The 24,042-nt window shown below is 52.9% G+C and carries 24 protein-coding genes; 10 read left to right on the forward strand and 14 right to left on the reverse strand.

Annotated elements, in window-relative coordinates; genetic code table 11:
- Nucleotides 1-20 precede the first annotated feature (20 nt).
- From parC to recO, 3 genes are all read right to left on the reverse strand, one after another.
- On the reverse strand, nucleotides 21-2,258 hold the full coding sequence (gene parC / locus FE788_RS06495; protein WP_138379870.1) for a DNA topoisomerase IV subunit A: 2,238 nt from the start codon (nucleotides 2,256-2,258) through the stop codon (nucleotides 21-23).
- 76 nt (nucleotides 2,259-2,334) lie between these two features.
- Entirely contained in the window at nucleotides 2,335-4,008 is a 1,674-nt protein-coding gene (locus FE788_RS06500; RefSeq protein ID WP_138379871.1) for a U32 family peptidase C-terminal domain-containing protein, read from the reverse strand.
- 80 nt (nucleotides 4,009-4,088) lie between these two features.
- Nucleotides 4,089-4,817 carry a DNA repair protein RecO gene (gene recO, locus FE788_RS06505; protein WP_138381317.1) on the reverse strand — a complete coding sequence of 243 codons (729 nt, stop codon included), beginning with the start codon at nucleotides 4,815-4,817 and terminating at the stop codon, nucleotides 4,089-4,091.
- A 147-nt stretch (nucleotides 4,818-4,964) separates the two neighbouring features.
- On the opposite strand from recO, the gene FE788_RS06510 reads away from it, so the two are divergent.
- Nucleotides 4,965-5,282 carry a VOC family protein gene (locus FE788_RS06510; protein WP_138379872.1) on the forward strand — a complete coding sequence of 106 codons (318 nt, stop codon included), beginning with the start codon at nucleotides 4,965-4,967 and terminating at the stop codon, nucleotides 5,280-5,282.
- Nucleotides 5,283-5,317: 35 nt separating this feature from the next.
- Here the strand turns inward: FE788_RS06510 and FE788_RS06520 are convergent, their stop codons facing one another.
- From FE788_RS06520 to FE788_RS06530, 3 genes are read right to left on the reverse strand one after another with little or no spacing between them, the layout of a single operon-like run.
- Complete coding sequence (locus FE788_RS06520) at nucleotides 5,318-6,607, reverse strand: ISL3-like element ISPpu12 family transposase (RefSeq protein WP_138378768.1); 1,290 nt, start codon at nucleotides 6,605-6,607, stop codon at nucleotides 5,318-5,320.
- Between the two features lie 21 nt (nucleotides 6,608-6,628).
- Entirely contained in the window at nucleotides 6,629-7,141 is a 513-nt protein-coding gene (gene lspA, locus FE788_RS06525) for a signal peptidase II (protein ID WP_003821921.1), read from the reverse strand.
- A gap of 3 nt (nucleotides 7,142-7,144) precedes the next feature.
- A complete protein-coding gene (locus FE788_RS06530; RefSeq protein ID WP_138378767.1) occupies nucleotides 7,145-8,041 on the reverse strand; it encodes a cation efflux transmembrane domain-containing protein in 897 nt (298 codons plus the stop codon).
- A gap of 95 nt (nucleotides 8,042-8,136) precedes the next feature.
- On the opposite strand from FE788_RS06530, the gene cadR reads away from it, so the two are divergent.
- Together cadR and FE788_RS14065 are read left to right on the forward strand one after the other, a co-directional pair.
- Nucleotides 8,137-8,544, forward strand: coding sequence for a Cd(II)/Pb(II)-responsive transcriptional regulator (cadR, locus tag FE788_RS06535; protein ID WP_007148576.1), 408 nt, complete (start codon nucleotides 8,137-8,139; stop codon nucleotides 8,542-8,544).
- A gap of 109 nt (nucleotides 8,545-8,653) precedes the next feature.
- The gene (locus FE788_RS14065) at nucleotides 8,654-8,794 is read left to right on the forward strand and encodes a VOC family protein (protein WP_168190305.1); all 141 of its coding nucleotides are present in this window, start codon (nucleotides 8,654-8,656) and stop codon (nucleotides 8,792-8,794) included.
- Here FE788_RS14065 and FE788_RS06540 read toward each other — a convergent pair.
- The 8 genes from FE788_RS06540 to FE788_RS06575 all read right to left on the reverse strand — a co-directional run bounded on the left by FE788_RS06540 (nucleotide 8,791) and on the right by FE788_RS06575 (nucleotide 18,080).
- Nucleotides 8,791-9,123 (reverse strand): DMT family transporter, encoded by a 333-nt coding sequence (locus FE788_RS06540; RefSeq protein WP_210414201.1) that lies wholly within the window; start codon nucleotides 9,121-9,123, stop codon nucleotides 8,791-8,793. The two genes, FE788_RS14065 and FE788_RS06540, sit on opposite strands and share 4 nt — an antisense overlap.
- Before the next feature lie 20 nt (nucleotides 9,124-9,143).
- A complete protein-coding gene (locus tag FE788_RS06545) occupies nucleotides 9,144-10,742 on the reverse strand; it encodes a TRAP transporter large permease (protein WP_138379874.1) in 1,599 nt (532 codons plus the stop codon).
- Nucleotides 10,742-11,278, reverse strand: a complete 537-nt coding sequence (locus tag FE788_RS06550; RefSeq protein ID WP_138379875.1) for a TRAP transporter small permease subunit — start codon at nucleotides 11,276-11,278, stop codon at nucleotides 10,742-10,744. The genes FE788_RS06545 and FE788_RS06550 overlap by 1 nt, the downstream gene beginning before the upstream one ends.
- 26 nt (nucleotides 11,279-11,304) lie before the next feature.
- Nucleotides 11,305-12,411: a TRAP transporter substrate-binding protein gene (locus tag FE788_RS06555; RefSeq protein WP_138379876.1), complete on the reverse strand. Its 1,107-nt coding sequence runs from the start codon at nucleotides 12,409-12,411 to the stop codon at nucleotides 11,305-11,307.
- Between the two features lie 195 nt (nucleotides 12,412-12,606).
- Nucleotides 12,607-13,371 (reverse strand): arginyltransferase, encoded by a 765-nt coding sequence (locus FE788_RS06560; RefSeq protein ID WP_138379877.1) that lies wholly within the window; start codon nucleotides 13,369-13,371, stop codon nucleotides 12,607-12,609.
- Nucleotides 13,372-13,512: 141 nt separating this feature from the next.
- A complete protein-coding gene (locus FE788_RS06565) occupies nucleotides 13,513-15,381 on the reverse strand; it encodes an SLC13 family permease (RefSeq protein ID WP_138379878.1) in 1,869 nt (622 codons plus the stop codon).
- Between the two features lie 324 nt (nucleotides 15,382-15,705).
- Nucleotides 15,706-16,602, reverse strand: coding sequence for a flagellar motor protein MotB (gene motB / locus FE788_RS06570; RefSeq protein ID WP_138379879.1), 897 nt, complete (start codon nucleotides 16,600-16,602; stop codon nucleotides 15,706-15,708).
- A 194-nt stretch (nucleotides 16,603-16,796) separates the two neighbouring features.
- Entirely contained in the window at nucleotides 16,797-18,080 is a 1,284-nt protein-coding gene (locus FE788_RS06575; protein ID WP_210414178.1) for a threonine ammonia-lyase, read from the reverse strand.
- A 438-nt stretch (nucleotides 18,081-18,518) separates the two neighbouring features.
- On the opposite strand from FE788_RS06575, the gene FE788_RS06580 reads away from it, so the two are divergent.
- From FE788_RS06580 to motA, 7 genes are all read left to right on the forward strand, one after another.
- The gene (locus FE788_RS06580) at nucleotides 18,519-19,496 is read left to right on the forward strand and encodes a lipid II:glycine glycyltransferase FemX (RefSeq protein WP_168190306.1); all 978 of its coding nucleotides are present in this window, start codon (nucleotides 18,519-18,521) and stop codon (nucleotides 19,494-19,496) included.
- 119 nt (nucleotides 19,497-19,615) lie between these two features.
- A complete protein-coding gene (locus tag FE788_RS06585) occupies nucleotides 19,616-20,437 on the forward strand; it encodes a M14 family metallopeptidase (RefSeq protein ID WP_138379881.1) in 822 nt (273 codons plus the stop codon).
- A 914-nt stretch (nucleotides 20,438-21,351) separates the two neighbouring features.
- On the forward strand, nucleotides 21,352-22,227 hold the full coding sequence (locus FE788_RS06590) for a hypothetical protein (protein WP_138379882.1): 876 nt from the start codon (nucleotides 21,352-21,354) through the stop codon (nucleotides 22,225-22,227).
- 16 nt (nucleotides 22,228-22,243) lie between these two features.
- Nucleotides 22,244-22,390 carry a hypothetical protein gene (locus FE788_RS14070; RefSeq protein ID WP_168190307.1) on the forward strand — a complete coding sequence of 49 codons (147 nt, stop codon included), beginning with the start codon at nucleotides 22,244-22,246 and terminating at the stop codon, nucleotides 22,388-22,390.
- 82 nt (nucleotides 22,391-22,472) lie between these two features.
- On the forward strand, nucleotides 22,473-22,739 hold the full coding sequence (locus FE788_RS06595) for a hypothetical protein (protein ID WP_138379883.1): 267 nt from the start codon (nucleotides 22,473-22,475) through the stop codon (nucleotides 22,737-22,739).
- Nucleotides 22,740-22,755: 16 nt separating this feature from the next.
- Nucleotides 22,756-22,908, forward strand: coding sequence for a hypothetical protein (locus FE788_RS14075; RefSeq protein ID WP_168190308.1), 153 nt, complete (start codon nucleotides 22,756-22,758; stop codon nucleotides 22,906-22,908).
- 254 nt (nucleotides 22,909-23,162) lie between these two features.
- Complete coding sequence (gene motA / locus FE788_RS06600) at nucleotides 23,163-24,038, forward strand: flagellar motor stator protein MotA (protein WP_138379884.1); 876 nt, start codon at nucleotides 23,163-23,165, stop codon at nucleotides 24,036-24,038.
- Nucleotides 24,039-24,042: the final 4 nt, after the last annotated feature.

The following is a 24,042-nucleotide window of genomic DNA, read 5'->3' on the forward strand; positions in this document are numbered from 1 at the left end:
CTCGCAACTCCCCGGATGATTTATTTGAAGCGGTTGTTTTGCGGGAAACCGTGCGGCGGCATACGCCCGACCTGACCGCGTTTCCCGGTCCAGGGGGTCAGGTCCGTTTCGGTTCGTGTCTTGCCGCCCTTCATGGGCCAGCTCAGACCGTCTTCCCGGCGGAAGCAGATAATGTCACTGAGTGTTGCTTCCCGGTATTTCTGCAGAATGGCTCCGCGGCCCCGATTCATGACCGGCATGTCTTCTAGCGGGAAAATCAGCAGTTTGCGGTTGCGCCCGACAATGGCCACCATATCCTGATCTTCTTCAACCTGGATCACGCTGTGGGGTTTGTTTTTCCCGTCCTCGGTGTTCAGGATTTGCTTCCCGTTGCGGGTGGCCGCCACCACATTGTCGGCGTCGGTCATAAACCCGCGTCCCATATGGGTCGCGATAATCAGCTTGCTGCCCGGCCTATAAGGTAACAAGGAGACGATTTCCTCGTCATTTCCCAAGTCCATCATCAATCGCACCGGCTCGCCATGTCCCCGTCCGCCCGGCAGTTTATCCGCACCGAGGGTGTAAAAACGTCCATTGGAGGCAAACAGCAGAATCTTGTCGGTCGTATAGGCATGGAAGGCAAATTTTCCCTTATCCCCTTCCTTGTATTTGATGTTGTCATCTATGGCTACATGGCCTTTCATGGCGCGGATCCAGCCTTTTTCGGAACAGATGACGGTGATCGGTTCCTTTTCAATCATGGCTTCAATGGGGATGACTTCCGCTTTCGGGGCCTCGGCAAAGCTGGACCGGCGGCGGCCCAGCTCGGTTTTTACGCCAAAACGGGCCTTGATGCCGCGAATGCCGTCGGCAATAACCTGCCATTGTTTTTCTTCATTTTTCAGAAGATCTTCGAGGTCGGCTTTTTCCGCTTCCAGTTCTGCATGTTCGCGACGGATTTCCATTTCCTCCAGCTTGCGCAGCGAGCGCAGACGCATGTTCAGAATGGCTTCCGCCTGTACGTCACTGAGTTCAAAGGTTTTGATGAGCTCCTGTTTGGGGTTATCCTCTTCCCGGATAATGCGAATGACTTCATCCAGATTGAGATAAGCAATCAAATACCCCTCAAGAATCTCAAGACGATGGTTGATCTTACCGAGCCGATGACGTGAGCCGCGCAGCAGCACGTCCAGCCGGTGATCGAGAAACGCCTGCAAGACTTCACGCAGGGACATGACGCGGGGAAGGGTGCCCTTGTCAATCACATTCATATTGAGCGGGAAACGGATTTCCAAATCGGTCAGCCGGAACAGGCTTTCCATCAGAACTTCCGCTTCTACCGTGCGGCTTTTCGGTTCAAGCACAATACGGATATCATCGGAACTTTCGTCCCGTACATCGGCCAGTATGGGCAGTTTCTTTTCATAAATCAGATCGGCGATTTTTTCGATCAGTTTTGATTTCTGCACCTGATAGGGGATTTCCGTCACCACGATACGATACTGGCCGCGTCCGGTATCCTCCACTTCCCACCTGGCGCGTAGGCGGAAGCCACCGCGTCCGGTGGCATAGGCCTGGACAATGCTGTCATGAGGTTCGACAATCACCCCGCCGGTGGGAAAGTCCGGTCCCGGCAGGCGGTTGACCAGCTGTTCAATGCTCGCATTGGGGTGTTTGATCAAATACAGAAGCGCATCACACAATTCTGAGGCATTATGAGGTGGGATGCTGGTGGCCATGCCCACGGCGATCCCCGAGGCCCCATTGGCCAGAAGATTAGGGAAGTTGGCCGGCATCACCACCGGTTCCTGGTCTTCGCCATCATAGGTTTCGCGGAAATCGACCGTATCTTCGTCAAGCCCTTCCATGAGCGCGATGGCAACTTCGGTCAGGCGCGCTTCGGTATAGCGCATGGCGGCAGCATTATCGCCGTCAATATTGCCGAAATTGCCCTGACCATCCACCAGTGGGTAACGTACCGCAAATTCCTGCGCCAGGCGCACCATGGCGTCATAAACCGCCTGGTCTCCGTGCGGGTGATATTTACCGATCACATCCCCCACCACGCGGGCGCATTTCTTAAAACCCGTTTCCGGATTCAGTTTCAGCAGCCGCATGGCATACAAAAGCCGCCGGTGAACCGGTTTCAGGCCGTCACGCACATCCGGCAGCGAACGGGACATAATGGTGGATAAGGCATAAGATAAATAACGCTCCCCCAGCGTATCGCCAAGTGGCGCGTCAATGATGGTGTCTTGAATTTCTGGTCGTGTCGTCATAGGCAGACTATAGCAAGAAAATTTCAGCACGCCACAAGATGTTGCGGAGCTGTTGAAAAAAAATAGCTGATAAGGGTTATCCGGTTTCGCACAAAGTGTCTATGGCGCGGCCCCGGGCGTTTTTCTTCAGCATCTCCCCCTGTTTTTTGGTCGCCATAATCTCGCGGGCTTTGGCGTAAGCCGGGTCCTGCCAGAAAATCAGGCAGCCATTGCACCCCCGTCCGCAACACCCTTCAACCCCTAACCGCGGCGTTTTAAAGCGTCGCTCCATATTCCGCAGGTCTGTGCTTTCCTTGAGCCGGTCAAGTTTCTTGCGGTACTGGCTTTCGGTGCCCGCACCCTGTTCCAGTTTGGTGGCTTCCCGGTCCAGTTTCAGGCGGTCCCATTGCTCCCGGGTCAGGGCCCGTTCTTTGCGGATGATGGTCATGGGCGGGACGTCATTTCTTAAAACTTCGGGGTCTTCCTGGTCAAACCAGTTGAACGGAAGCCGGATCATAGGTTTCATGCCCGCGTTAACCACATCACTCACTTTGCCGGTCTTGGCGTCGATAAATTCATAGATCCGCAGGAAAATGGTTTCGCGGCGAGTGGGACTGACCAGTTCCAGAACATCCCCGGCTTCGATGCGGTTTTTGACCTCCATGACAAAACTGTCGTCCTCCACCCGGTCAATCAGGCCGGCGAATTCCCATTCCGCAAGCGAGGCGGTGTTCTCATAATTATGGGCATAATTGGTCAGCCGCCCATTATGGAAAGCGAGGGTATAACCCCGGTTCTGTACTGTCTCCAGTTCGGCAAAATAGGGCTCCGGGGACCAGTTGTCCGGGTCTTCATACCAGTCGTCAATGGCCATCCGGTAAGCTCGCGCGACCAGCGCCACATAATACTGGCTTTTGTTACGGCCTTCCACCTTAAGACTGTCTACGCCAATACGCAGATAATCGTCCAGCTTCGGCATCAGGTTCAGATCCTTGGAGTTCAGGATGTAGGACCCGCGTTCATCTTCTTCGATCGGCAGCAGTTCCCCCTCACGTGCTCCTTCCTCCAACAGGAATTCAAACAACTCAATGGTATGTTCATTAAGCTCCAGTTCCTTGACGGTGCCGTCTTTCAGGCGCATGTGGACCTTGTAGTTCCAGCGGCAGCTGTTGGCGCAATTGCCCTGGTTGGCACCGCGTTCGCTCATGAAATTGCTGAGCAGGCAGCGCCCGGAATAGGTCATGCACATGGCCCCATGCACAAAGGCTTCCAGTTTGATGTCCGGGCATTTCTCCCGGATTTCAACCAATTCCGCATATGAGACTTCGCGGGCCAGCACAACAAGAGAGGCGCCCTGTTCCTGCCAGAATTTTACGCTCAGCCAGCTACAGACATTGGCCTGTGTGGACACATGAAGTTCCAGTTCCGGTGCGCGCTCCTTGACATACTGGAATACGCCCGGATCGGCGACAATCACCCCGTCGGGTTGGACTTTTTTCACCGTATCTACATATTGTTCCAGCTTGGGCACGTCCTTGTTATGGGAAAACAGGTTAAGCGTAAGATAGACACGTTTGCCATGGGCATGGGCGAATTTGATGCCTTCGACCACATCGTCCAGGGTAAATCCCGATTTGGTGCGCAGGGACATGTCCGGCGTGCCGAGATAGACGGCATCGGCACCATATAGAACGGCCATTTTCAGGCGTTGCAAATCGCCGGCCGGCATGAGAAGTTCGCTGCGTTCGGGGCGTGTGACTTTTTTGACCATAAGACTTTCCTGATATACCCTGAATTCCTGCAGTCGGTATACTAACAGATGCTCAGAAAATAAACAAAAATCCGTGCGCTTCAGGCCACATAATCCATGAGCCGCCGCCGGGAATGCGGGATTTTTCTGCCATGTGGACCAAACATGTATCTTTCCAGAAAAAATTCCGTGAGGTTGAGCCCGTCGCGCACATCTTCGATCGTAACGTTTTGGCCATTGCCCACAAGAAAGGCGGGCAGGGGCAGCAGTTTGTCATGATAAGGCTTTCCCGCAGTGGCGGAAACAGCCCGGCCCGAGCGGGGGGAGACATAGATCAGGTCTTCTGTCACACCGGTGGCGGCGCAGCAGCTCAGATCCAGCCCGAATCCCAGCTCACTGAGTACCCCCAGTTCCCAACGGATCAGCAGCGGTCCCCAGTGAAGAACGTCTTCGTCACCTTGATCCACCATATCCAGCAGAGCAATCAGGCTGTCCAGCAGGGGTCTATGTTGTTCCCGTTCAGGCAGGCAGGTGGACAGGACCGCCGTGACCGCATTCAGCACGGCGAGCTTTGCAGGCGCGTAAAGAAACGCGGCCGAACGGGTTTGCCGCAATTCTACCTGAAAAGTTCCCAGATGGCTTTCCAGGCGGCCGCGCCAGTGAACTTCTACCTCGTTGCCGGGCTGCAAGATTCCGCGCAGGCGTCGGCTCATGCCCCCCTTGACCAGTCCGCCATGCCGACCGTGACACCGGGTCAGCACGTCAATAATGGCGTCGAATTCGCCATGTTTGCGCAAACTCAGAATAATGCCGTCGTCCCGCCAGTCCATGCTCACCAGTCCATTCTTGTTCTTTCCCGTGATCCCCAAGTCATAGCTGTTCCGGGGGATATTGCCAAGAGTGTCGAAGAGACCGTCTCGCTTTGCGCTTTGGCGCGGAAATGTTAGACTTCAATTTTATCATCTGGGAGAAGAGGAATGTCCCACCAAGCCGCCCAAAATATTCCGGAAGGTTTTCACACCATTACCCCTTATCTGATTAATGAAAATGTGCGGGATGTGATTGCCTTCCTGCAATATGTGTTCGATGCAGAGGTCAAAAGTCTGACCCCACATCCGGAATATTCCGATAAGGTGATGAATGCAGAAGTCAGAATCGGCAACAGCATGATCATGATGGCTGATACGCGGGAGGATGTTCCGCTTTTCCCGGCAATACTTTATGTATATGTGGATGATGTGGACGCTGCCTATGCCCGGGCTTTGGAAAAAGGGGTATACGGATTTAATGGTTGATGGGGCACCTTCACCCCATCAATCTGATACCACCCTCAGATGGTTGATAGATCGACTCCGTAGTTGAGTTCCTCTGCGAAGTCCGGCAGTCCGTAACCGATGGTTTTCTTGTAGAAAGGAGAGACCTTCGCAGTCGGTGCCTTCTTCTTGTGCTTCGTGGTGTAGAGCATTCGTGCCCGCATCACCTCGAAGGAGTAACCGCGCCCTTCACGGTTCTTGTCCTTGGCCAGTCGGTTGATGGACTCCGTGTAAGCGTTGGTGACGGGCATGTCCGTCTCGAAGTAGGTCATGGTCTCTTCGCGCCAGTTTCCCACTGCCCTGACCAGATCGCTCCAGACTTCCTTTTGGCCCTTCGGGATGGTGGCTATCCACTCGTCCAGGGCGGCTTCTGCCTGGAGCCGTGTGGTGGCGTCCCAGATGCCGTAGAAGCGCTCCTTGTGCTCGTAGGCGGCCAGCAGTTGCGGGAACGCGCCTGTCCAGGTCTCCATGATGAGGCGCTCCCGGTCTGAGACTTCGTGAGCGCGTTTCAGCAGGATTTTCCGGTCTCCCTTGAGAGTCCGGCTCTGGGACGGTTTCAGCTCCTTTCTGAGGCCCTTGCGCACTCTCTCTAGGGCATCGTTGGCCATGCGCACCACATGGAACTTATCGACCACGATACGGGCCTGGGGCAGCACAGCCTTGACCGCTGCCCGGTAGGGGTTCCACATGTCCATGCTGACGATCTCGACCTTCTGCCGGTCTTTCAGATTCATCAGGTAGTTGGTCACCACGTCCTGGCGGCGGGTGGCCAGCAGGTCGAGCAGGGTTCGCTCCTCAATGTTGGTCAGAATGCAGCGGTAGCGCTTGTTCAGGTATAGCTCGTCAATGCCCAGGATGCGGGGCGTCTCGAAGCGGTGCCAGCGCCCCAGGAACTCGGCGCGGGCGTTGAAGATGTCGCGCACCGTCTTCTCGTCCAGGCCGGTCTGTGCCGCCACAAAGGTGTAGGGGTGGTTGAAGGATTCCTTCTCCACGTACTCATGCAGCCGCAGTGTCATACGGAATCCGTCCACCATCTCCGGTAGCTGGGGCCTGAATGTTGTCTTGCAGGCCCGGCAGGTGTATCGGCGGCGGACCACCCAGAGAGTGACCCGCTTGCCGTGGATGGGCAGATCACGATAGGGAACGTCACGCTTGCCGAACCGTACGAACTCACCCTGCACGCCGCATTCCTCGCAGGCGATGGGATCGGGCACGTCCACCTGGAAGTGCATTTCGTCGTCGGTTGATTTGCAGCCCAGTACTTGGTATTGCGGCAGGTGAAGGATGTTGTCGGGAAGTTCGGTCATGGTGTTGTATAGGCGTAGGTGTCAGTCAGATCCATCCGACTCGGCATTGGTGTTTGCTTTTTTACCCAACAAGCTGCTGGAAACGAAAAGTAAGGCACCGAGGACAATTGCAATATCAGCCAGGTTGAAGGCCGGCCAATGCCAGTCTCGCCAATAGAAATCAAAGGAATCCACAACATAGCCGCGAAAGACCCGGTCAATCAGGTTGCCCATGGCGCCACCGAGGATAAGACTGTAAGCGATGGCTTCTCCTTTATGACGATTTTCAAGGATCAGCTTGATCAGAAAAATCGAGACCACTACCGCGATTCCGATAAAAAAGTAGCGCTGCCAGCCTCCACCATTCGCAAAAAGACTGAATGCGGCACCGGTGTTCCATAGGTGCACCCAGTTAAAGAACGGGGTCACCGAAACATACTCGCCATAGGCCATTGATTGCTGCACCAGCCACTTTACAGCCTGATCAGACGCTGCCAGCAGGCCCGATATGGACAATAGGGCATACGGCGAGAGCTTTTTGCCAATAATGAGCATTATTTAACCCTTCAACGCCAAAATGCGTCTGGCACCGTTAAGTACAATGCCCCCCGCGATGGTGCCGATAATCAGATCCGGATAATTGGAACCGGTCCACGCGACCAGGGCGCCGGCGGTGATGACCCCCAGGTTGATCACCACGTCGTTGGCCGAGAATATCCAGCTTGCCTTCATGTGCGCCCCGCCTTCCCGATGTTTGGATATGAGCAGCAGACAACTGGTATTGGCAATCAATGCGAGGAATGCGATAGCCATCATCACCAGCGATTCAGGCTCACTACCGAATACAAAGCGTCTCACCACCTCTACGAGCACGCCCACAGCCAAGATCAGTTGCAGTACACCAGCAAGATGCGCGGCACGTACCTGCATTTTCACGCTATGTCCAACCGCATAAAGGGCAAGCCCGTACACCGCCGCATCGGCAAAATTGTCCAGGGATTCTCCAATCAGGCCGGTGGACCGGGCGATCAGACCGGCAGTCATTTCCACCACGAACAGAAGTGCATTGATGCCGAGCAACCAGCGCAGGGTCCCGGATTCTTGCTTAGCAGAAGCTGCCGAAAACTCGGCGGCCTTGATGGTCTCCGGATTTGCAGCGACGGTTTCCTGAAGCGAGGCGCCTAGCCCCAAGGTCTTCAGTTTCGAGGTGACGGGCTCGACCTCGCCGTCATGCACGACCTTCAGCCGGCGGTTCGACAAGTCGAAGGACAGCGCCCGAATCTCCTCAAAGCCGTTCAGGGCTAGGCGAATCATTCGTTCTTCTGATGGACAGTCCATCTTCGGCACGGCATAAACACTGACCCATCTCCCTGGCGCCTCGGAGGAGGCCTGTATATCGGTATCCGCTGCGGACGTTGCATCACCGCCACAGGCGCCACCACAGGATTTGCTCATGATACGACTCCACTTGAACAATGTTGTGGTACCATTTAAAACTATAAAGCTACTATAAGGTCAATAGAGTAAAGAATCCGTTGGGGAGGAGGCTGATGCGCATTGGTCAGTTGGCGCAGTTGGTAGGGGTCGAAACACAGACGATCCGCTTCTATGAACAGCAGGGCTTGTTGCCGCCGCCTGATCGGCAGGACAACGGTTACCGTGTCTATACCGAGAAGCATGGTGAGGGGCTGGCCTTCATCCGTCGCTGCAGAATCCTGGGCCTGTCACTGGCTGAGATTCACGAACTACAGAGCTATCAGGACGACCCTCATCAGCCTTGTACCGCCGTCAACACCTTGCTCGATGATCACATCTCTCATGTGCGGTCGCAGATAACCGCTCTGCAAGCGCTTGAGAAACAACTCGTTTCACTGAGAGCGAGTTGCAACGATGACCGGGAAGTTGAGGCGTGTGGGGTTCTTGCTGGAATTAGCGAAGGAAACATGCACCAGCAGTAGGTGAAGCATCAACCAGATAATCCGATGAGATGCCGGTCTGTCTCACTCTCATGCAAAGGTAAGATCAACCATTTAATCCGCTTACCCGGAAAAAGGCGCTGAAAGCCTGATGGAGCCGACGGATATGTTCTATGGTGACCGCAATGCTGGGGTCCGGGATGCGACGGGCAATCAGTGGTGGATTGCCACCCATCAGGAAGATTTAACAGAAGAGGAAATGCATCGGCGTCTGCAGGAACAAAAGCTCTAATGGCTGATGCTGTTAGAAAACAGATTCACCACCATTACCCCGAGCACAATCAGGCCGATGCCGAAGATGGCGGCAAAATCCAGTTTCTGGCCAAACAGAACAAACCCGATCAGTGAGATAAGCACAATACCCAACCCGCTCCAGATGGCATAGGCAATGCCTACCGGCATGGTCTTGAGGGTGAGCGCCAGAAAAAAGAAAGAGGCGATATAGGCCATAATCATCAGTGACACCGGACCAATGCGCGTAAATTGCTGAGACGCCTGAAGGGCGGAGGTTCCGATCACTTCCAGAACAATGGCCGTAAACAAATAGAGGTATGTCATAATATTTCACTCCAGAAATCGACTTACGAGGCGGAACGGAAAATAACCTCTGGCAGCCAAGTGGTCAGTTCCGGCCAAAACCACAAAAGGATCAGCGCAAAGATTTGGATGATCACATAGGGGATCACCCCCCGGTAGATGTCCGATGTTTTGACCGACTCCGGCGCGACACCGCGCAAATAAAACAGGGCAAAGCCGAAAGGCGGGGTGAGGAAACTGGTTTGCAGATTCATAGCCATCATCACCCCAAGCCAGACAGGATTGATATCCATCATCAACAGCACCGGCGCCACTATCGGTACCACGACAAACGTAATTTCGATAAAATCGAGGAAAAAGCCCAGAACAAACATCACCAGCATCACCAGGATCAGGGCGCTGAGTTTACCGCCGGGCAGGTCCGAGAGAAACTCATGAATATATTCATCGCCCTCGAACCCTTTGAAAACCAGAGAAAACAATGCGGCCCCGATCAGGATCACAAAAATCATGCTGCTGATACGGGTGGTATTCTGCATCACTTCCTGGAGAACTTTCTGTCCCTGAAGGCGCAGCAGGCTGACCACAATACCCCAGATGATCAGGCCGCAGAACAGGCTGGCGCTCAGTACCGCAATCTTGTCCACGGGGCCGGCATCCTCCTGGTCCAGGCGCAGGTCAAAAAATTGGTTGAGCAGCAATAGGCCAGCCAGGCCTATGCCGGCGGCATAAACGGCACGGGTATCCTGTGATCCTGCCCTGTGCCCAGCCATTAATGTGGCCCCGACAGCACCCACGGCAGCGGCTTCGGTGGGAGTGGCTATGCCGGCCAGAATGGAACCAAGAACAGCAATGATCAGCAGAATAGGTGGCAGAAAAGCCCCCATAATTCTGCTAAGCGGTACGTTCTGTATATCTCCCGTGGGACTAGTGCCGTCCGTAGCCGCCTGATGCAAGGGGACGCTGTCAGGTTTCAGAATGGCCAGCGCGGTCTGATAGGCAATATAAAGCAAAACAAGTCCCAGCCCCGGCAGCAGCGCGCCGGCGAACAGGTCACCCACAGACAGGGGTTCCGGTGACCAGTTGCCCATTTCAAGCTGGGCGGATTGCCAGGCGGAACTGAGCTGATCACCTAGCAGGATGAGCACAATACTGGGGGGAATAATCTGTCCCAGCGTGCCGGCCGCAGCGATGGCACCGCCAGCATGGGCGGGACTGTAGCCCCGTTTCAGCATCGTGGGCAGGCTCAATAATCCCATGGTTACGACAGTTGCCCCCACAATACCGGTGCTGGCCGCCAGCAGGGCCCCCACGATGGTGACGGAAATCCCCAACCCGCCACGAACACGGTTCATCAACAGAGCCATGCTTTCTAGAAGCTCTTCCGCCAGCCGGCTGCGTTCCAGCATAACCCCCATGAAGACAAACAGGGGTACGGCCAGAAGAGTGTCATTGGTCATGATGCCATAAATACGTTCCGGAATCAGGGCGATGAAATCAGCGTCGAACTCTCCAAAGGATATGCCTATGGCGGCAAAAACAAGCGCAGTTCCGCCCAGCGCAAAGGCCACGGGAAAACCGGAAAGCAGCAGCAGACAGGCGGAAACAAACATCAACAGATCAAGCAGGGCATTAAGTTCCATTACAGAAGACCCTCCTGATGGTCTGCATCGTCATGGGTTTTGCCGCGTAAGGTGTTTAGACTGTGCAGGGTGAGGCTGATGCCCTGCAAAAAAAGCGAAACGACAAACAGCAGAATAAGGCTTTTGAGAAGATAGACGGCCTGAATGCCGCTGGATTCTATGCTGCCTTCACCCGCCGCCCAACTGTCGGCAATATAGGGCCATGACATCCAGCAAATCACGCCAAGCATGGGAAAAAGGAATACAAGGCATCCCAGAAGATTAACAAGGGCCTTGCGCCGCGCAGAGAAGCGGGAATAAAACACATCCACCCGCACATGGCCGTTATGTTTCAGCGTATAACCGGCAGCTCCCAGAAAAATCAGGCTGTGCAGATACAGCAGGCTCTCCTGAAAAAAAATGCTGCCGGTGCGGAAGATGTAATGGCTGACCACCACCCCGAACTGTGTAAGGACCAGCGCCAGCGTTGCCCAGGAAATGAGCCGGCCCAGCCGGTCATTGAAATGATCAATTATTCGGGTCAGTTTTGTTACCATCGGCAAAGCAAAAAGCAGGACATGTTTCAGATTTTTTCGCCAAAATTTTTCGGCAGGCGGCGATTGGCGAGATAAGGTTCATCAGCAATACCGCTCCATTGCATGGCACTACGCCGGGTTTCCATGTAGCTGTTATAAATGCGCCGGGACAGGTCATCACTCATGCCCACTTCGCGAACCACTTCTGCGGCAGTGTCCGCCAGAGCCTGCATGATTTCATCGGAAAAACGCCGCACCTTGACCCCGTGCTTTTCTTCCAGTGTGCGCAGGGCCGTGGCATTCTGGGCGTTGAATTCGGCGATGGACTGCTGATAATGATAGGCGGCTATGGCACGGATGGTGGTTTTTTGCGCCTTGGAGAAGCTGCTCCAGACGTCCTTGTTAAAGCCGAGGGCCACGGACGCGCTGGGTTCATGAAACACAGAAGTGTAATAATAAGGGGCGATCTTGTAGAAACCAAAGGCCAGATCGTTCCAGGGGCCGATCCATTCGGAAGCATCAATATTGCCCTGGCTGAGCGCCAGAAAAATTTCTCCGCCGGCTTTTGTGACGGGCGTGGCGCCGAGCCGCTTGAGGATTTCCCCTCCCATGCCGGGGATTCGCATACGCAGCCCCTTGAAGTCCTCAAGTGAATTGATTTCCTTTTTGAACCATCCGCCCATTTGCATGCTGGTATTGCCGCACAGCAGGGATTTGATCTGGAACTGCCCGGCCAGTTCGTCCCAAAGCGCCTGTCCACCGCCATAATCTATCCATTGCACCATTTCCCGGGCGGTCAGGCCAAATGGCACGGCCCCGAAAAAGGCAAAAGCCTTGTGTTTGCCCTGCCAGTAATAATCCACGCCATGATAGATGTCGGCCTTGCCGCCGGAAACCGCATCGAAGGCACCTAGCGCAGGAACCAGTTCACCGGCTGCATAAACCTTGATATCAATTTCTCCTTCCGTGGCGGCCTTGATGTCTTTGGCTATCTGTTCCGCACGGGTTCCCAGCCCCGGAAAATTTTTGGGCCAGGTGGTCACCATTTTCAGTTTGCGTTTGCTTCGGGCATAAGCCGGGGTGGCCAAAGAAGCCGTGGCAAGAGAACCGGCTCCGCCGAGAGCGGCGCTTTTAAGGAAGGAGCGGCGTTTCATGACGTGTCCCTATTTTTAAACTTTGTGTGTTCAAATTTTCTGCTGATTTTTCTTCAGGCGGCAAAGTATAAATCGCCTTTCCGTAAAGACAATAGAGGAACATGGAAAAGCCGAAAAAAGCGATGTCATCGCAAGCCCCTGAAAGAGGTGTGGCGATCCATTTTCGTTGTTCAGGGCTGGACGCGGTCAAGAAGATTATTTTTTTATAAACCACCCGTCGGGGCCGAGCATCTCGATAGGTTTGAAATTCTGTTTATAGGCCATTTTGGGGCTGTTCTGCACCCAGTATCCCAGATAAACATGGTTCATGAAATATTCCCGGGCCAGGGCGACGTGGTTAAGAATGATATAAGTGCCTAAGCTGCGCCGGCGCATGGATTTCTGCACGTCGTAAAAACTGTAGACCATGCTCAGCCCGTTCTTGAGTTCATCGGTCAGGGCCACGGCAACAAGCCGTCCCTTGTCTGCGGGGGCTTCCTGTAACGTGTTCTGGGGACAAGCTGTCGTGAGTCGGTATTCGACAAGGTGGGTATGAATGGGACTGCATTCCACCATATCCTGGTATTCCTGGTAAGACATGCCCACCATTCCCCCGTCCGGATGCCGTGCCGAGAGATATTGGTGCAAAAGGGCGTATTGTTCCTGTGTGGCCTTATTGGGAATTACCGAAACTTTGATGTCCTGGTTATAGCGAATGATTCTTTTCTGGGTGCGGTTCGGTATAAATTTCTGTACTGGGATGCGCACAGAAATGCACCGGCTACAATTTTCGCAGGTCGGGCGATAGACAATATCCTGACTGCGCCGGAACCCCACCTGGGCTAGCGAGTCGTGTAATCCTTCAGGGGCCTTGCCCTTGAGTTCCGTAAACACTTTTCGTTCCATCAAATTCGGTAGATACGGACAGGGCGAGGCAGCGGTGACGTAAAACCGCGGAAATTGTGATGACTGATCCGTCACAACACTTCTCGTTATCTGTTTACAATTTCAGAATAAAGTAGTTCAAAACCGTAAACAAGACATAAAGAAGGCCCAAAGAAGGCCCAAAGAAGACCCAAAGAAGACCTAGAGTGAATTGTGAATAGGTTGACTCAATTCACTCTAAGGCAGTTGATAATACCACGGGACCATAACGGTAAAGGCCACCCATAACAGGAGAATGAGGGGGATGCCAACCTTCATGAAATCACTGAATTTATAGTTACCGGGTCCCATCACTAAAAGATTGGTTTTGTAACTCATGGGGGTGGCAAAGGAACAGTTGGCTGCGAAAATTACGGTGGTCACAAAAATCATTGGGTCAAGGTCGAGCCTGTGCCCCAGATTAATGGCAATCGGTGTAAACAGAACAGCCGTGGCATTGTTGCTCAATACATTGGTAAAGATGGCGACGAGCAGGAAAAGTGCCGAGAGGATAACCAGAATGCTGGCGCCGGCAAAAAGATCCAGCATGCGATGCGTGAGATAGGCCGCCCCACCGGTGGCTTCCAGCGCGGCGCCCATGGCCAGGGCGGCCCCAATCAACATGAAAATCCGCCGGTCAACGGCGCGGCTGGCCTGGCGAATATTTAGACAACCGGTAAGAATCATGGCAAAGGCCCCGAGGGTGGCGGCAACGGCAATGGGCAAAATGCCGCTGGAGGCGGATGTCACGACGGCTGTAAAGATTCCCAGTGCCTTCCAGCTGTCGGTGCGTACCGGTACTTCGCTGGTGGACCATTCCATAAGCAGCACATCGCGATTGTTGCGCAGGCGGCGAATCTGATCCCGGTTGCCGACAATCAGCAGAACATCGCCCGCTTCAAGACGGATGTCTTCGATGGAAGTGCGCACCATGCGGGAACGACGCTGAATGCCAACAATATTGCAGCCCCCCTGAAGATAAAAACCCACCTGTTCAAGGGTGCGCCCGTCAAGCCGGGAGGCCGGGGCCACAATGACTTCGGCAAGATGCAGGCCTTTTGCCTCTTCCTGGCTGTCGGTTGCCTGAGGGGTGCCGTCTTCGACAAATCCTCGGGAAACGGCCAGCGCGCCTTTCATCAGATTGGGGGTCTTGGCGATTTTTTCCGTAAGCACTCTGCGGGTGGTGGCGAGGATAAGGGAATCGCCTTCGCGCAGGGTAATATCATCAAAGGGCGGCAGAAAGATTTTTCGCCCCCGTTTGATCAGCCGGGTGGTCATGCCTGAAAGGTCAGGGAACATCCCGGCGACCGCACTTTTGCCAATCAGGGCATTACCATCCACCAGATCAATCTGAACGATAAACTGTTTACCACTGGGGCGGATGGATTGTTCGGTGTTCTGATGTTTCTGGGGCAATAATTTAGGGGCAATGAACAAAACGTAGATCATGCCCACACCGGCCAGAAATAGCCCGGGAACCGTGAATTCGAAAAAGCCGATTTCCCGGCCGGTCTGTACCTTATACACCCCCGCAACCAGCAGGTTGGTGCTGGATCCGATCAGGGTGGTCATGCCGCCCAGGATGGCCACGAAACTCAGGGGCATGAGTACCAGACTGGGCGATTTATCCATCTTGTCCATCAGCATGATGATGATGGGGATAAAAATCACCACCACCGGGGTATTGTTGAGAAACGCGCTGATGGCACTGACAGCCACAAGGCACAAAAAAATCAGGGTCCGTGGGTAATTGACCCCATGTTTCACAAGAATCTGTGCCGGGGTCTCAAGAGCCCCTGTCTGGACGATGCCCTGTCCCATGACCAGAAGCGCCAGAACCGCAATCAGGGCCGGGTCGGCAAATCCGGATAACAGGGTTTTAGTGTTCAGAAGAAGTTGGCCATCTGCTGAGGTCAGCGGCATCACATGGAACAGCACCAACAAGACGGAAACTACCCCTAAAGAGGTAATCTCCAACGGAATATGGTCCATGGCGTAAAACAGGATGGCGACGCCGATCACGGCAAAGGTCAACCACATATGAAGTGAAGGGGCCATATATTCCATTCAGAATCAGTCCTGTATTTTCAGAAAAACTTCAGATCCGTTCAGAGCTCTGGACCTGCGGGAGTAGAGAAAAACACACGGTGCCACGACTTTTTTCAAATGATCTCCCCTGTGTATAAGCTTATATAAGCGGCATATAGACAGCCTATAGGGTGCATATTGTGTTATGTTTTCCTCTGGGATCATAACAATCTCTTTGATGTCTGTCCCTTAAAAATTTCCTGCAATTTTATGGTGATAAGCCGGCTGACAGGTAAAATTCCGGTCGTCCCGGCAGTAACAATCGGCAAAAAATGGAGGGAATCTGGAGCAATTCCCGAGCAATTAAAGGAAATTTTGAGGCAGGGTCGGGGCTTCCCTGAGCAGAAGAATGGTAATCCTGCGGTTTTCAGGTCTGTTGGGCCGGTCCGGCAAAAGAGGTTCTGTGGCGGCTTTGCCGAGCACCTCGGCAAAACGGTCTTGAGGAACGCCACGGGATAACAATACCCGACGGCTAGTATTGGCGCGGTCTGCGCTCAGTTCCCAGTTGGTATAGTCCGATCCGCGCCGGAACACCGTGGCATCGGTATGACCGGTTATAGAGATGCGGTTGGGCATTTTTTCGATAACCCCGGCAATATTACCGATCATTTTTTCCGCATAACCATAAAGCTCCGCCGTACCGGGCTTAAACATGGCGCGATTGTCCTTGTCCACCAGCTGGATGCGCAAGCCGTCCTCGGTAATGTCAATCAGAACCTGATCACGCAGTTCAGCCAGTTCCGGATTTTCCTGGATACTTTGACGCAGCTGTTCGGACATTTCTTCAAAAATATCCTGCTCACGCTGCGCCATCATGTCCTCAAGGGTCTTTTCCTGTTCGCTCGCGGCTGTATCTTCTTTGGCTCTCCCGTCTGACGGTTTATTCATGACCTGTTGTTGCGGGGTTGGAAGGGATACGGTTACGGCGCTGGACTGGGAGCCATCGGTATTCAATGAAACCCCGCCCAGAATATCGCCTGAGCCGGTCGAACTGCTGGTGCTGGCCGCAGTGGGAGAGAAATAATCGGCGAGCCCCTGGCGCTGTTCCTCGGTTGTGGCGTTCATCAGCCAGAGTAAAAGGAAAAACGCCATCATGGCGGTTACAAAATCCGCATAGGCCACTTTCCAGGCCCCGCCGTGATGTCCGCCGGAAACCTTTTTGATCCGTTTAATGATGATTGGGCGATTTTCTCCCGCCATTCTGCTCCACCAGTTGCGCCGAGTTTTATATTCCGTCCCATGATGGGGAGTTCTGGTTAATATAAGGTTATTAAACAGAAAAAAGTGATGTTTATTCCAAGGGCGAACTGGGGCCAGTTGCCGGGACATATTTCATTCCGCAGGCTCCTGGCCCCAAGAAATAATATAGGAAAAAATAGGGACAGATGATGTCCCTATAGGTCCTGGGACCGGTTGACATGAACAACAAAACCTTCGTCCCGCAGCGCTTGGAGGATATCCAGCAGATGCTGCCGGTCACGGGTCTCAAGGGTGACATTGGAATAAGTTTCCTTGGCCGGAAGTTCCGTAAACAGGCGGTGATGGGATACATCAATAATGTTGCCGCCAAGACGTCCGATAATACCGGAAATCTGGGCTAGGGCCCCCGGCACATCCAGCAGCTCAATCCGCAGGCGTGTGATGCGCCCTTCCCGGACCAGCCCCCGCATCAGAAGGGAGGCCAACAGACGGGGATCTATATTGCCGCCGCTGAGGACCAGACCGACCTTTTTATCCCTAAAGACTTCAGGATTCATCATCACCGCTGCAAGCGGCGCCGCACCAGCGCCTTCCGGGACGGTTTTTTCTATGGTCATCAGCATACATACGGCCTGTTCCAGGGAATCCTCATTAACCAGAAAAATATCGTCTACCAGCCGTTTACAGATCTTGCCGGTCAAGTCTCCGATGGTCTTGACCGCAATGCCTTCTGCCAAGGTCGATCCCCTGGGCTCATAGTCATATTTGTTGATGGCCCGGTGCAGAGAAGGAAAGCGTTCGGCCTGGACGCCGATAACCTTGATGTCGGGTTTCATGGATTTGGCGATGGTTGCAATGCCCGCTATCAGCCCGCCGCCGCCTACCGGCACCACCAGTATATCCAGATCCGGGCAGTCTTCCAGCATTTCCAGACCGATGGTGCCCTGCCCGGCAATCACATGGGGATCATCAAAGGGGTGCACTAGCGTATACCCCTTTTCCGCGGCAAGTTCTTTGGCATATTCGGCAGTATCATCAAAGCGTTCGCCATGCAGCACGACTTTGGCACCATGTTCTTCGGTCTGGCGAACCTTGACGAAGGGCGTGTTGACTGGCATGGCAATTGTGGTGGGGATGCCGAGCCGCGCACCGTGATAGGCAACTCCCTGTGCGTGATTACCGGCAGAAGCGGCAATAACACCGGCTTTTTTCTGCGCTTCGCTCAGGTTGATCAGTTTGTTCAGTGCCCCGCGTTCCTTGAATGATGCCGTGAACTGCAAATTTTCAAATTTGATGTAAATCTCGGCTCCGGTAATCTGGGACAGGGTAATGGAACGTGTCGTCGGCGTGCGAATAATCGCGTCCTTCAACGCTTCAGCCGCTTTTTGGACATCACCATAGGTAACGGGAGCAAAGTCTGCTACCGCTTCGGGCTTTGCTGTTTTGCCCATCTTGGAAGGGACACGTTCTGTTTTCATGATCTTTGGATCTGTGCTTTCCAGTTAAAAATTTCATTGGCTATGGTTGTTCATATATTGCGGAAAGCCGAAAATGTCCAAAATTAAATGCCAATATCCCGAAAAAATATGAAATTTAAAAATAGCAAAAAATGCCATAACAGCTGCCAAAGCCGTAACGGAAGATAAAATAGAATAAAATATCGAGGAGCAGCAAAAACACAAAAGACGGCATGCCGGCATATAGAAGAATGTACAATATGCCCCAACGTGTCATTCTGGGACGGTCGATTTTGTGCCCCATAACGGTTTGTATATGTTTTTTGCGACGAAACATAGGCGCACTATAAGAGTTTCACTTTAATTTTTAAACAGATACCGTAGTATGATAAAAAATTTCTTGAAATTCTTGCTCCCAGGATCGGAATTTACCGGATGAGACCCGGAAACGCCCAAGACATGGTGGAAATACAAGAAACGAAAATCTGCCCCCCTGATATTCACCTGGACTGGAATGGGCTGTCGCAAGTGGAATGGGAAAACCTTCTTTCTCAGGCGAAAGGCGTTTCCTTGCAACAAAGCTGGGCGTATGGGGCGGCTTTGGTGGAGCGCGGGGCAAAAGTCCGGCGCTTTGTGGCCTGTCGCAATAACAGGCCGATCGCTTTGGCCCAGGTGATTGTGCGATCATATTACGGCGTGTTCCGGATGGTCACATTAATGCGCGGGCCCGTCTGGCTGGTCGAGCTTTCCACACAGGAAAAGCTTGAGGTGTTGAGGCAGATTCGCGCCCTGTACCCACGGCGACAACGATATTTCCTTATTCTGACACCGGAGGAAGAGGCCCCCAACATGGCCCGCGCCATGATACGGCACGGATTTCATCAGGTCATTACGGGATATTCCACCTCTCTTGTGTCTCTTGAGGGGGACGGGGAACGGCTCTGGGCCGGCCTGTATGGCAAATGGCGTAATCAGGTGCGCAAGGCCCAAAAGGCCGGGCTTGTTGTTCGTTTTGGGGGATATGATCATCCGTTGACAGACTGGCTGCTGTCCCTGGAAAAAAAACAGCAGACGGAAAAAAACTACCGGGGCCTGCCGGTCAGCCTGGTGGAAGCGTTTGACCGGCACTGTCTGAAAAGTTCAGGGGTGATAACGGCATTTGTTTATGCACGATCAGAACAGGATGAGCCGCTCGCCGCTGCCATGTTTTTGGGACATGGGGCGGGAGCCACCTATCATATTGGCTGGAACAGCAAATGGGGGCGGAAATCCCATGCGCTTAACCTGCTGTTGTGGGAAAGTCTTCTGCATCTGAAAAAGGAAGGATACCGGGTTCTGGATCTGGGGGGAATGAATACGGTGGACAGCGCGGAACTCACCCGTTTTAAACTGGGGCTTGGCGGCGAGGTAAAGCGCCTGATCGGATCATATATGTAGAGAGAGATATGGAGAAACGGGCCTCCGGGAATTTCTGCAGAATGAGGCAACAAAACAGACCTGTTTTTCTGCGTCTGATGTTTTTGATCCTGTGGGGGAGTAGCCTTGGGGCATGCAGCGTGCCGCAGCGTGATGAAGTTCGCAGTCTTGATCCGTTTAGGCGGCAGCTGGAAACGCTGGACGGCTTTCCTTATGGATTGAGTATTCGGGATCTGGGACCGCTCAGATATGGCACTGTCCGGTTCCCACTTTGGTTCGTTGAGGATCCAGAGGCATATGATCCGCTGTTGTCGGTATTGGTGATTGGCGGTGTCGACGGACGTGATGAGTTTTCCATGGCCCTGATGCAGGAAAACCTGAACCGTCTGGCCCAGGAAAGGGAGGGGGAGCGGATACGCACCGATTATGTGCCGTTACTCAATCCTTATGGTTATGTCTATGCCAGCCATTTGACCGGCCAGGGACAGGACCTGTCCGGGGGAATACCGGAACGGTTGCCCCAGGAAATTGACCGGATTATGCCGTTGATACAGCAAAAAAAATATGATCTGGTGATCCTTCATATGGGACGCGACCATGCCGGGGGACTGGGCGTGGATCTCTGGCCGCCGCCCCGGTTATCCTCTGGCCAGGAAGGATCATCCAGCCAGGGATTATCTGGCCAGTCCCGGTTTCAGGAGCATCTGGCCGATCACATCAGTTTTACGTTGTCACGGGTGCGCGACCGCGGTTTTCCGGTTGAAAACCGGGGGCGGCAAATGACGGTGCAGGAACCGGCGCGACAGGACGCGCCTCTGCCGGCGGTATTATCCCTGCGGGCGGCGGCGCCGGTTGTGGTTCTTCACACGCCTCGCCATGAACAGATGGAAATCCGCATAGGCGCGCATCTTCTGGCCCAGAATACTCTGATCAGATTGTTCGCCAGAAACCAGCCCAACTGAAAACGGATTCTTGCTTGTTAAGGGCATATTGACGCCTCTAGAGTGAATTGAGCCAACCTATTTGCAATTCACTCTAAGCTGGCCATCAGCCTTCCACGCTGGGGTGTGGGGACATGAATTTGTCATTTATCCTCATGGTTTTTATGGTTTTTCTGCCGTCGCGTGTGCCAAATAAGTCCGGGGTCTTTTGGGCCAACATGAAGATCTTAAAAATAGTATATATGTGTTATTTTCAACCATAAGAACTTAATATACCCTTTAAAAAAGCCTTTTAAAAAAGATCGTGTTTTGGCTTTTGTCTTTTGGGGAGAGCTTGAAAACAGGTTTGGGACATCCCTTGAGGCTTGGGGGCAGAGCTGCGGGTTTCTGGCGGGCGTTACCGTGTAGCTTATCCTCGGGGTCAAATAAATAAGAAAGCTCGGGAACGGAAAAAGGACAAAGATGGATGGTGATGCCGCCGCTTCTTCTGGAGCAATACCGGATTTTTAGAGCCAGCCCCTCTGCGGTGGCCGGGCAGCCGACAATGTCTCCTGCCGGACAGGGAGAGACAGCGCAAGCGACAGGTGGGAATGGGGCAACATCAAATATGACGGGTCAGCCGCTGGGAAATGAAAAAATGGGGACAGGAAAAAATGGGGACAGTATACTATTTATAATCTTATTCACTACGTTCTCGATTAAATAGTATACTGTCCCCATTTTTTCCCGTGCTCGGGCTGATCGGCGGCGGCGATCTCGGCAATGAGCTGTTCGGCGACGGCGGCAACGGAAATGATCTTTACGCGGCCAATGACAATGGCCTGGTCAATAGGCGTTGGCCGAGGGAGATTGCGGCATGAGGGGGCAAGGGATGGGAAAACATCTGGCCCAAAACACCGGTCCCACAACGGGCACGCGCAAGGTGATGGAGTTGGGTGGATAAAATGATCTTATTAATTCATATCGGGGGCTTGATTGGTTGGTTTTTGATCTGTTGGGCGGCTGTTCGTCTGTGTCTTTGCGTAGCACAACGTTATAAATGGTTGAGCCGTAAAAAGAATTATTCAGTTCTGAGGAAAGTCATCCTATTCGTTGTTTTTGCAGCGCCCTTTTCATCAGATATTTTTTTCTATTTTTATCAAGCCATCACCTTTCCTTATGTCTGCGATCGTTTGGCGGGATATCAGCCCAAAAATCCACAAAAACTGACTTCTATAATCAATTCAACAGAAGATGGGGCGACATATTTTTATTATCTACCGTTGCCGGGCGTAGAATTTGTAGAGTGGAAAAAGAACACGCCCAAGGGCCAGGGAACATGGAAAGGGTTCCCCGCGGGCCTGTACCGGTTTGCCTATTATCCGCAAGGGGCCCAGGAATGTGGTGATCTTGTTGTGTTCGATACGAAAATTAATGACAGGATGGCATCATTGCAAAAGCTTTATCAGGAAAAAGAATATCCTTTGGCGGATCGGGCGGGACAGTGTATCGGCGTGGAACAGGTCGAAACATTCCAAGCAAAATATACGATCACTTCGTCGAAGGATCGCCACTACCCATCGGGTTTTGGTTATGATGTTGATTTACGTTCCATTCGACTTCTTGACCGGCGAAGCGAGCAGGTAGTGAGTATATTCAACTTGGTTAATGCCACTTATCCTGCACCGGTTCTCAATATCTTTTTGGGAATTACAGGGTTCATTGGCTGCGTAAATACTGACAGTACATATACGGAGTTTGAGCCTGTTCGCGGTCGTATCATGGAATATGACAAATTTAGTATCGAGCGTGGCTTCTTTATTTTGGACTAATTTGAAGGGGGAAAAAATGTCAAATATTATTGAAAAGCCTTGGGCAGCCGCGACTACCAAATTCAAGGTCAAAGCTTATGAATCCGCTTTAAGGGCAAAAGCTGCTTATGCCAGTTTTGATAAAAGTAGTAAAAATGTAAAAATGGGGACAGTATACTATTAATCTATATTTATAGATGGAATCGAGTTGCGCTTTGTCTGTTCTTTGAAAATGTTCAATATTTTTCTTTTGCTGTCCGGTTGGTTTGTCGGATCTTGATTTATACTTACGACGACAGCGGCAATCTCACCTCCGGCGGGGCGACTGGCTGCTTTATGCCTATGACGCGCTGGGACGAAAGGTGAGGAAGTTGCAGCAGACGGGCGGGGCCTATGGCGCCATCGGCATCACCTGTGCCGCGTCCCGGACCAATGTCTACTACGCCTATGACCTTGTGGGGCGGCAGACCCGGCTGCGGTTTGGCGACAACAGCCATGTGATCGATCACGCCTATAACGGGGCGGGCCCTTGACGACCTTTCAACCCTGATGTCCAAATATCCCGTTCCTCTGGAAGCCGGGATCGGGGGGATAGAGGCTTTGGAGTTTGCTGCCAATGAAGAATATCTTCTGGCGTATGACAGTTTGTTGGAGGCTGGTTTTGCCATTGCCGCGATAGGGTTGTCGGATACTGTTTCGTGAAGTGTACAACTCGGCATTCGTCAAAGAGGATCGTCATCCTTACCGTCCCATATGAAACTTGATGTGTTGGCTTTAGACACAAGCTTTCAGCAATAGCTGTGCATAGCCCTTAAAAACTTTCGGTTTTTAGCACTACATTAAACCTTGCTTAACGACCTTTAACTATAACTGTCTCAAATAAGGACACTGTTAGAGTCGGAAGAACCTGTACAACCAGGTGCTCCGGGTCCTCAAGGATAAAGGGTCAAGTCAGAATGCTTGTTATAATTGGTCTTATCATCGTAATTGTGATGGTTTTCGGCGGCTATGTGCTGGCCGGGGGAAAAATGGCGCCCATCCTGAAAGCCTTGCCCCTCGAAGGCATGATCATCGGGGGGGCCGGGGTCGGGGCGTTCATGGTCAGCAATGGCGGCCGGGTGATCAAAAAAGGCGTGGCCGGGCTTGGGAAAGTCATCAAGGGCCCCAAATGGAAGGCGGAAGATTACAAGGATCTTTTGAGCCTGATGTTTCTACTTACCAAGCTGATCAAGACCAAGGGCGTAATCGCCTTAGAACCGCATATTGAAAATCCGCACGACAGCAAGATTTTCAACAATTTCCCCAAACTGGCCGGTGACCATCATGTGGTGGACTTTATTTGTGATTATCTGCGGATGACCACGATGAATTTTGACGATCCGCATCAGGTTGAGGATGTCATTATGAAGGATCTGGAAAAACACCACCACGAAGCCAGCGAGGGCGCCCATGCGTTAGCGGTGCTGGGGGAATCCTTTCCGGCGTTGGGGATTGTGGCCGCGGTGATGGGCGTGATCAAGACCATGGGCAGCATCGATCAGCCTATCGAAGTTCTGGGGGCCATGATTGGCGGGGCGCTGGTGGGAACTTTCCTGGGGATTCTGCTGTCTTATTGTGTAACAAGTCCCATCGCCGCCCGGTTGCAGCAGATCATTGATGAGGAAGGCCACTTCTTCCATGTGATCAAGGATGTACTGATTGCTCATCTGCACGGCAACGCCCCCCAGATTTCTGCCGAAATCGGGCGGCGCAGCGTGCCCGCAGACATGCAGCCCAGCTTCTATGAACTTGATGAAGCGGTTCAGGAACTGCCCAATGACCTGCTGAATTAATCGG

The sequence above is a fragment of the Luteithermobacter gelatinilyticus genome, assembly GCF_005849285.1.
In the GTDB taxonomy this organism is placed as follows: domain Bacteria; phylum Pseudomonadota; class Alphaproteobacteria; order Sphingomonadales; family Emcibacteraceae; genus Luteithermobacter; species Luteithermobacter gelatinilyticus.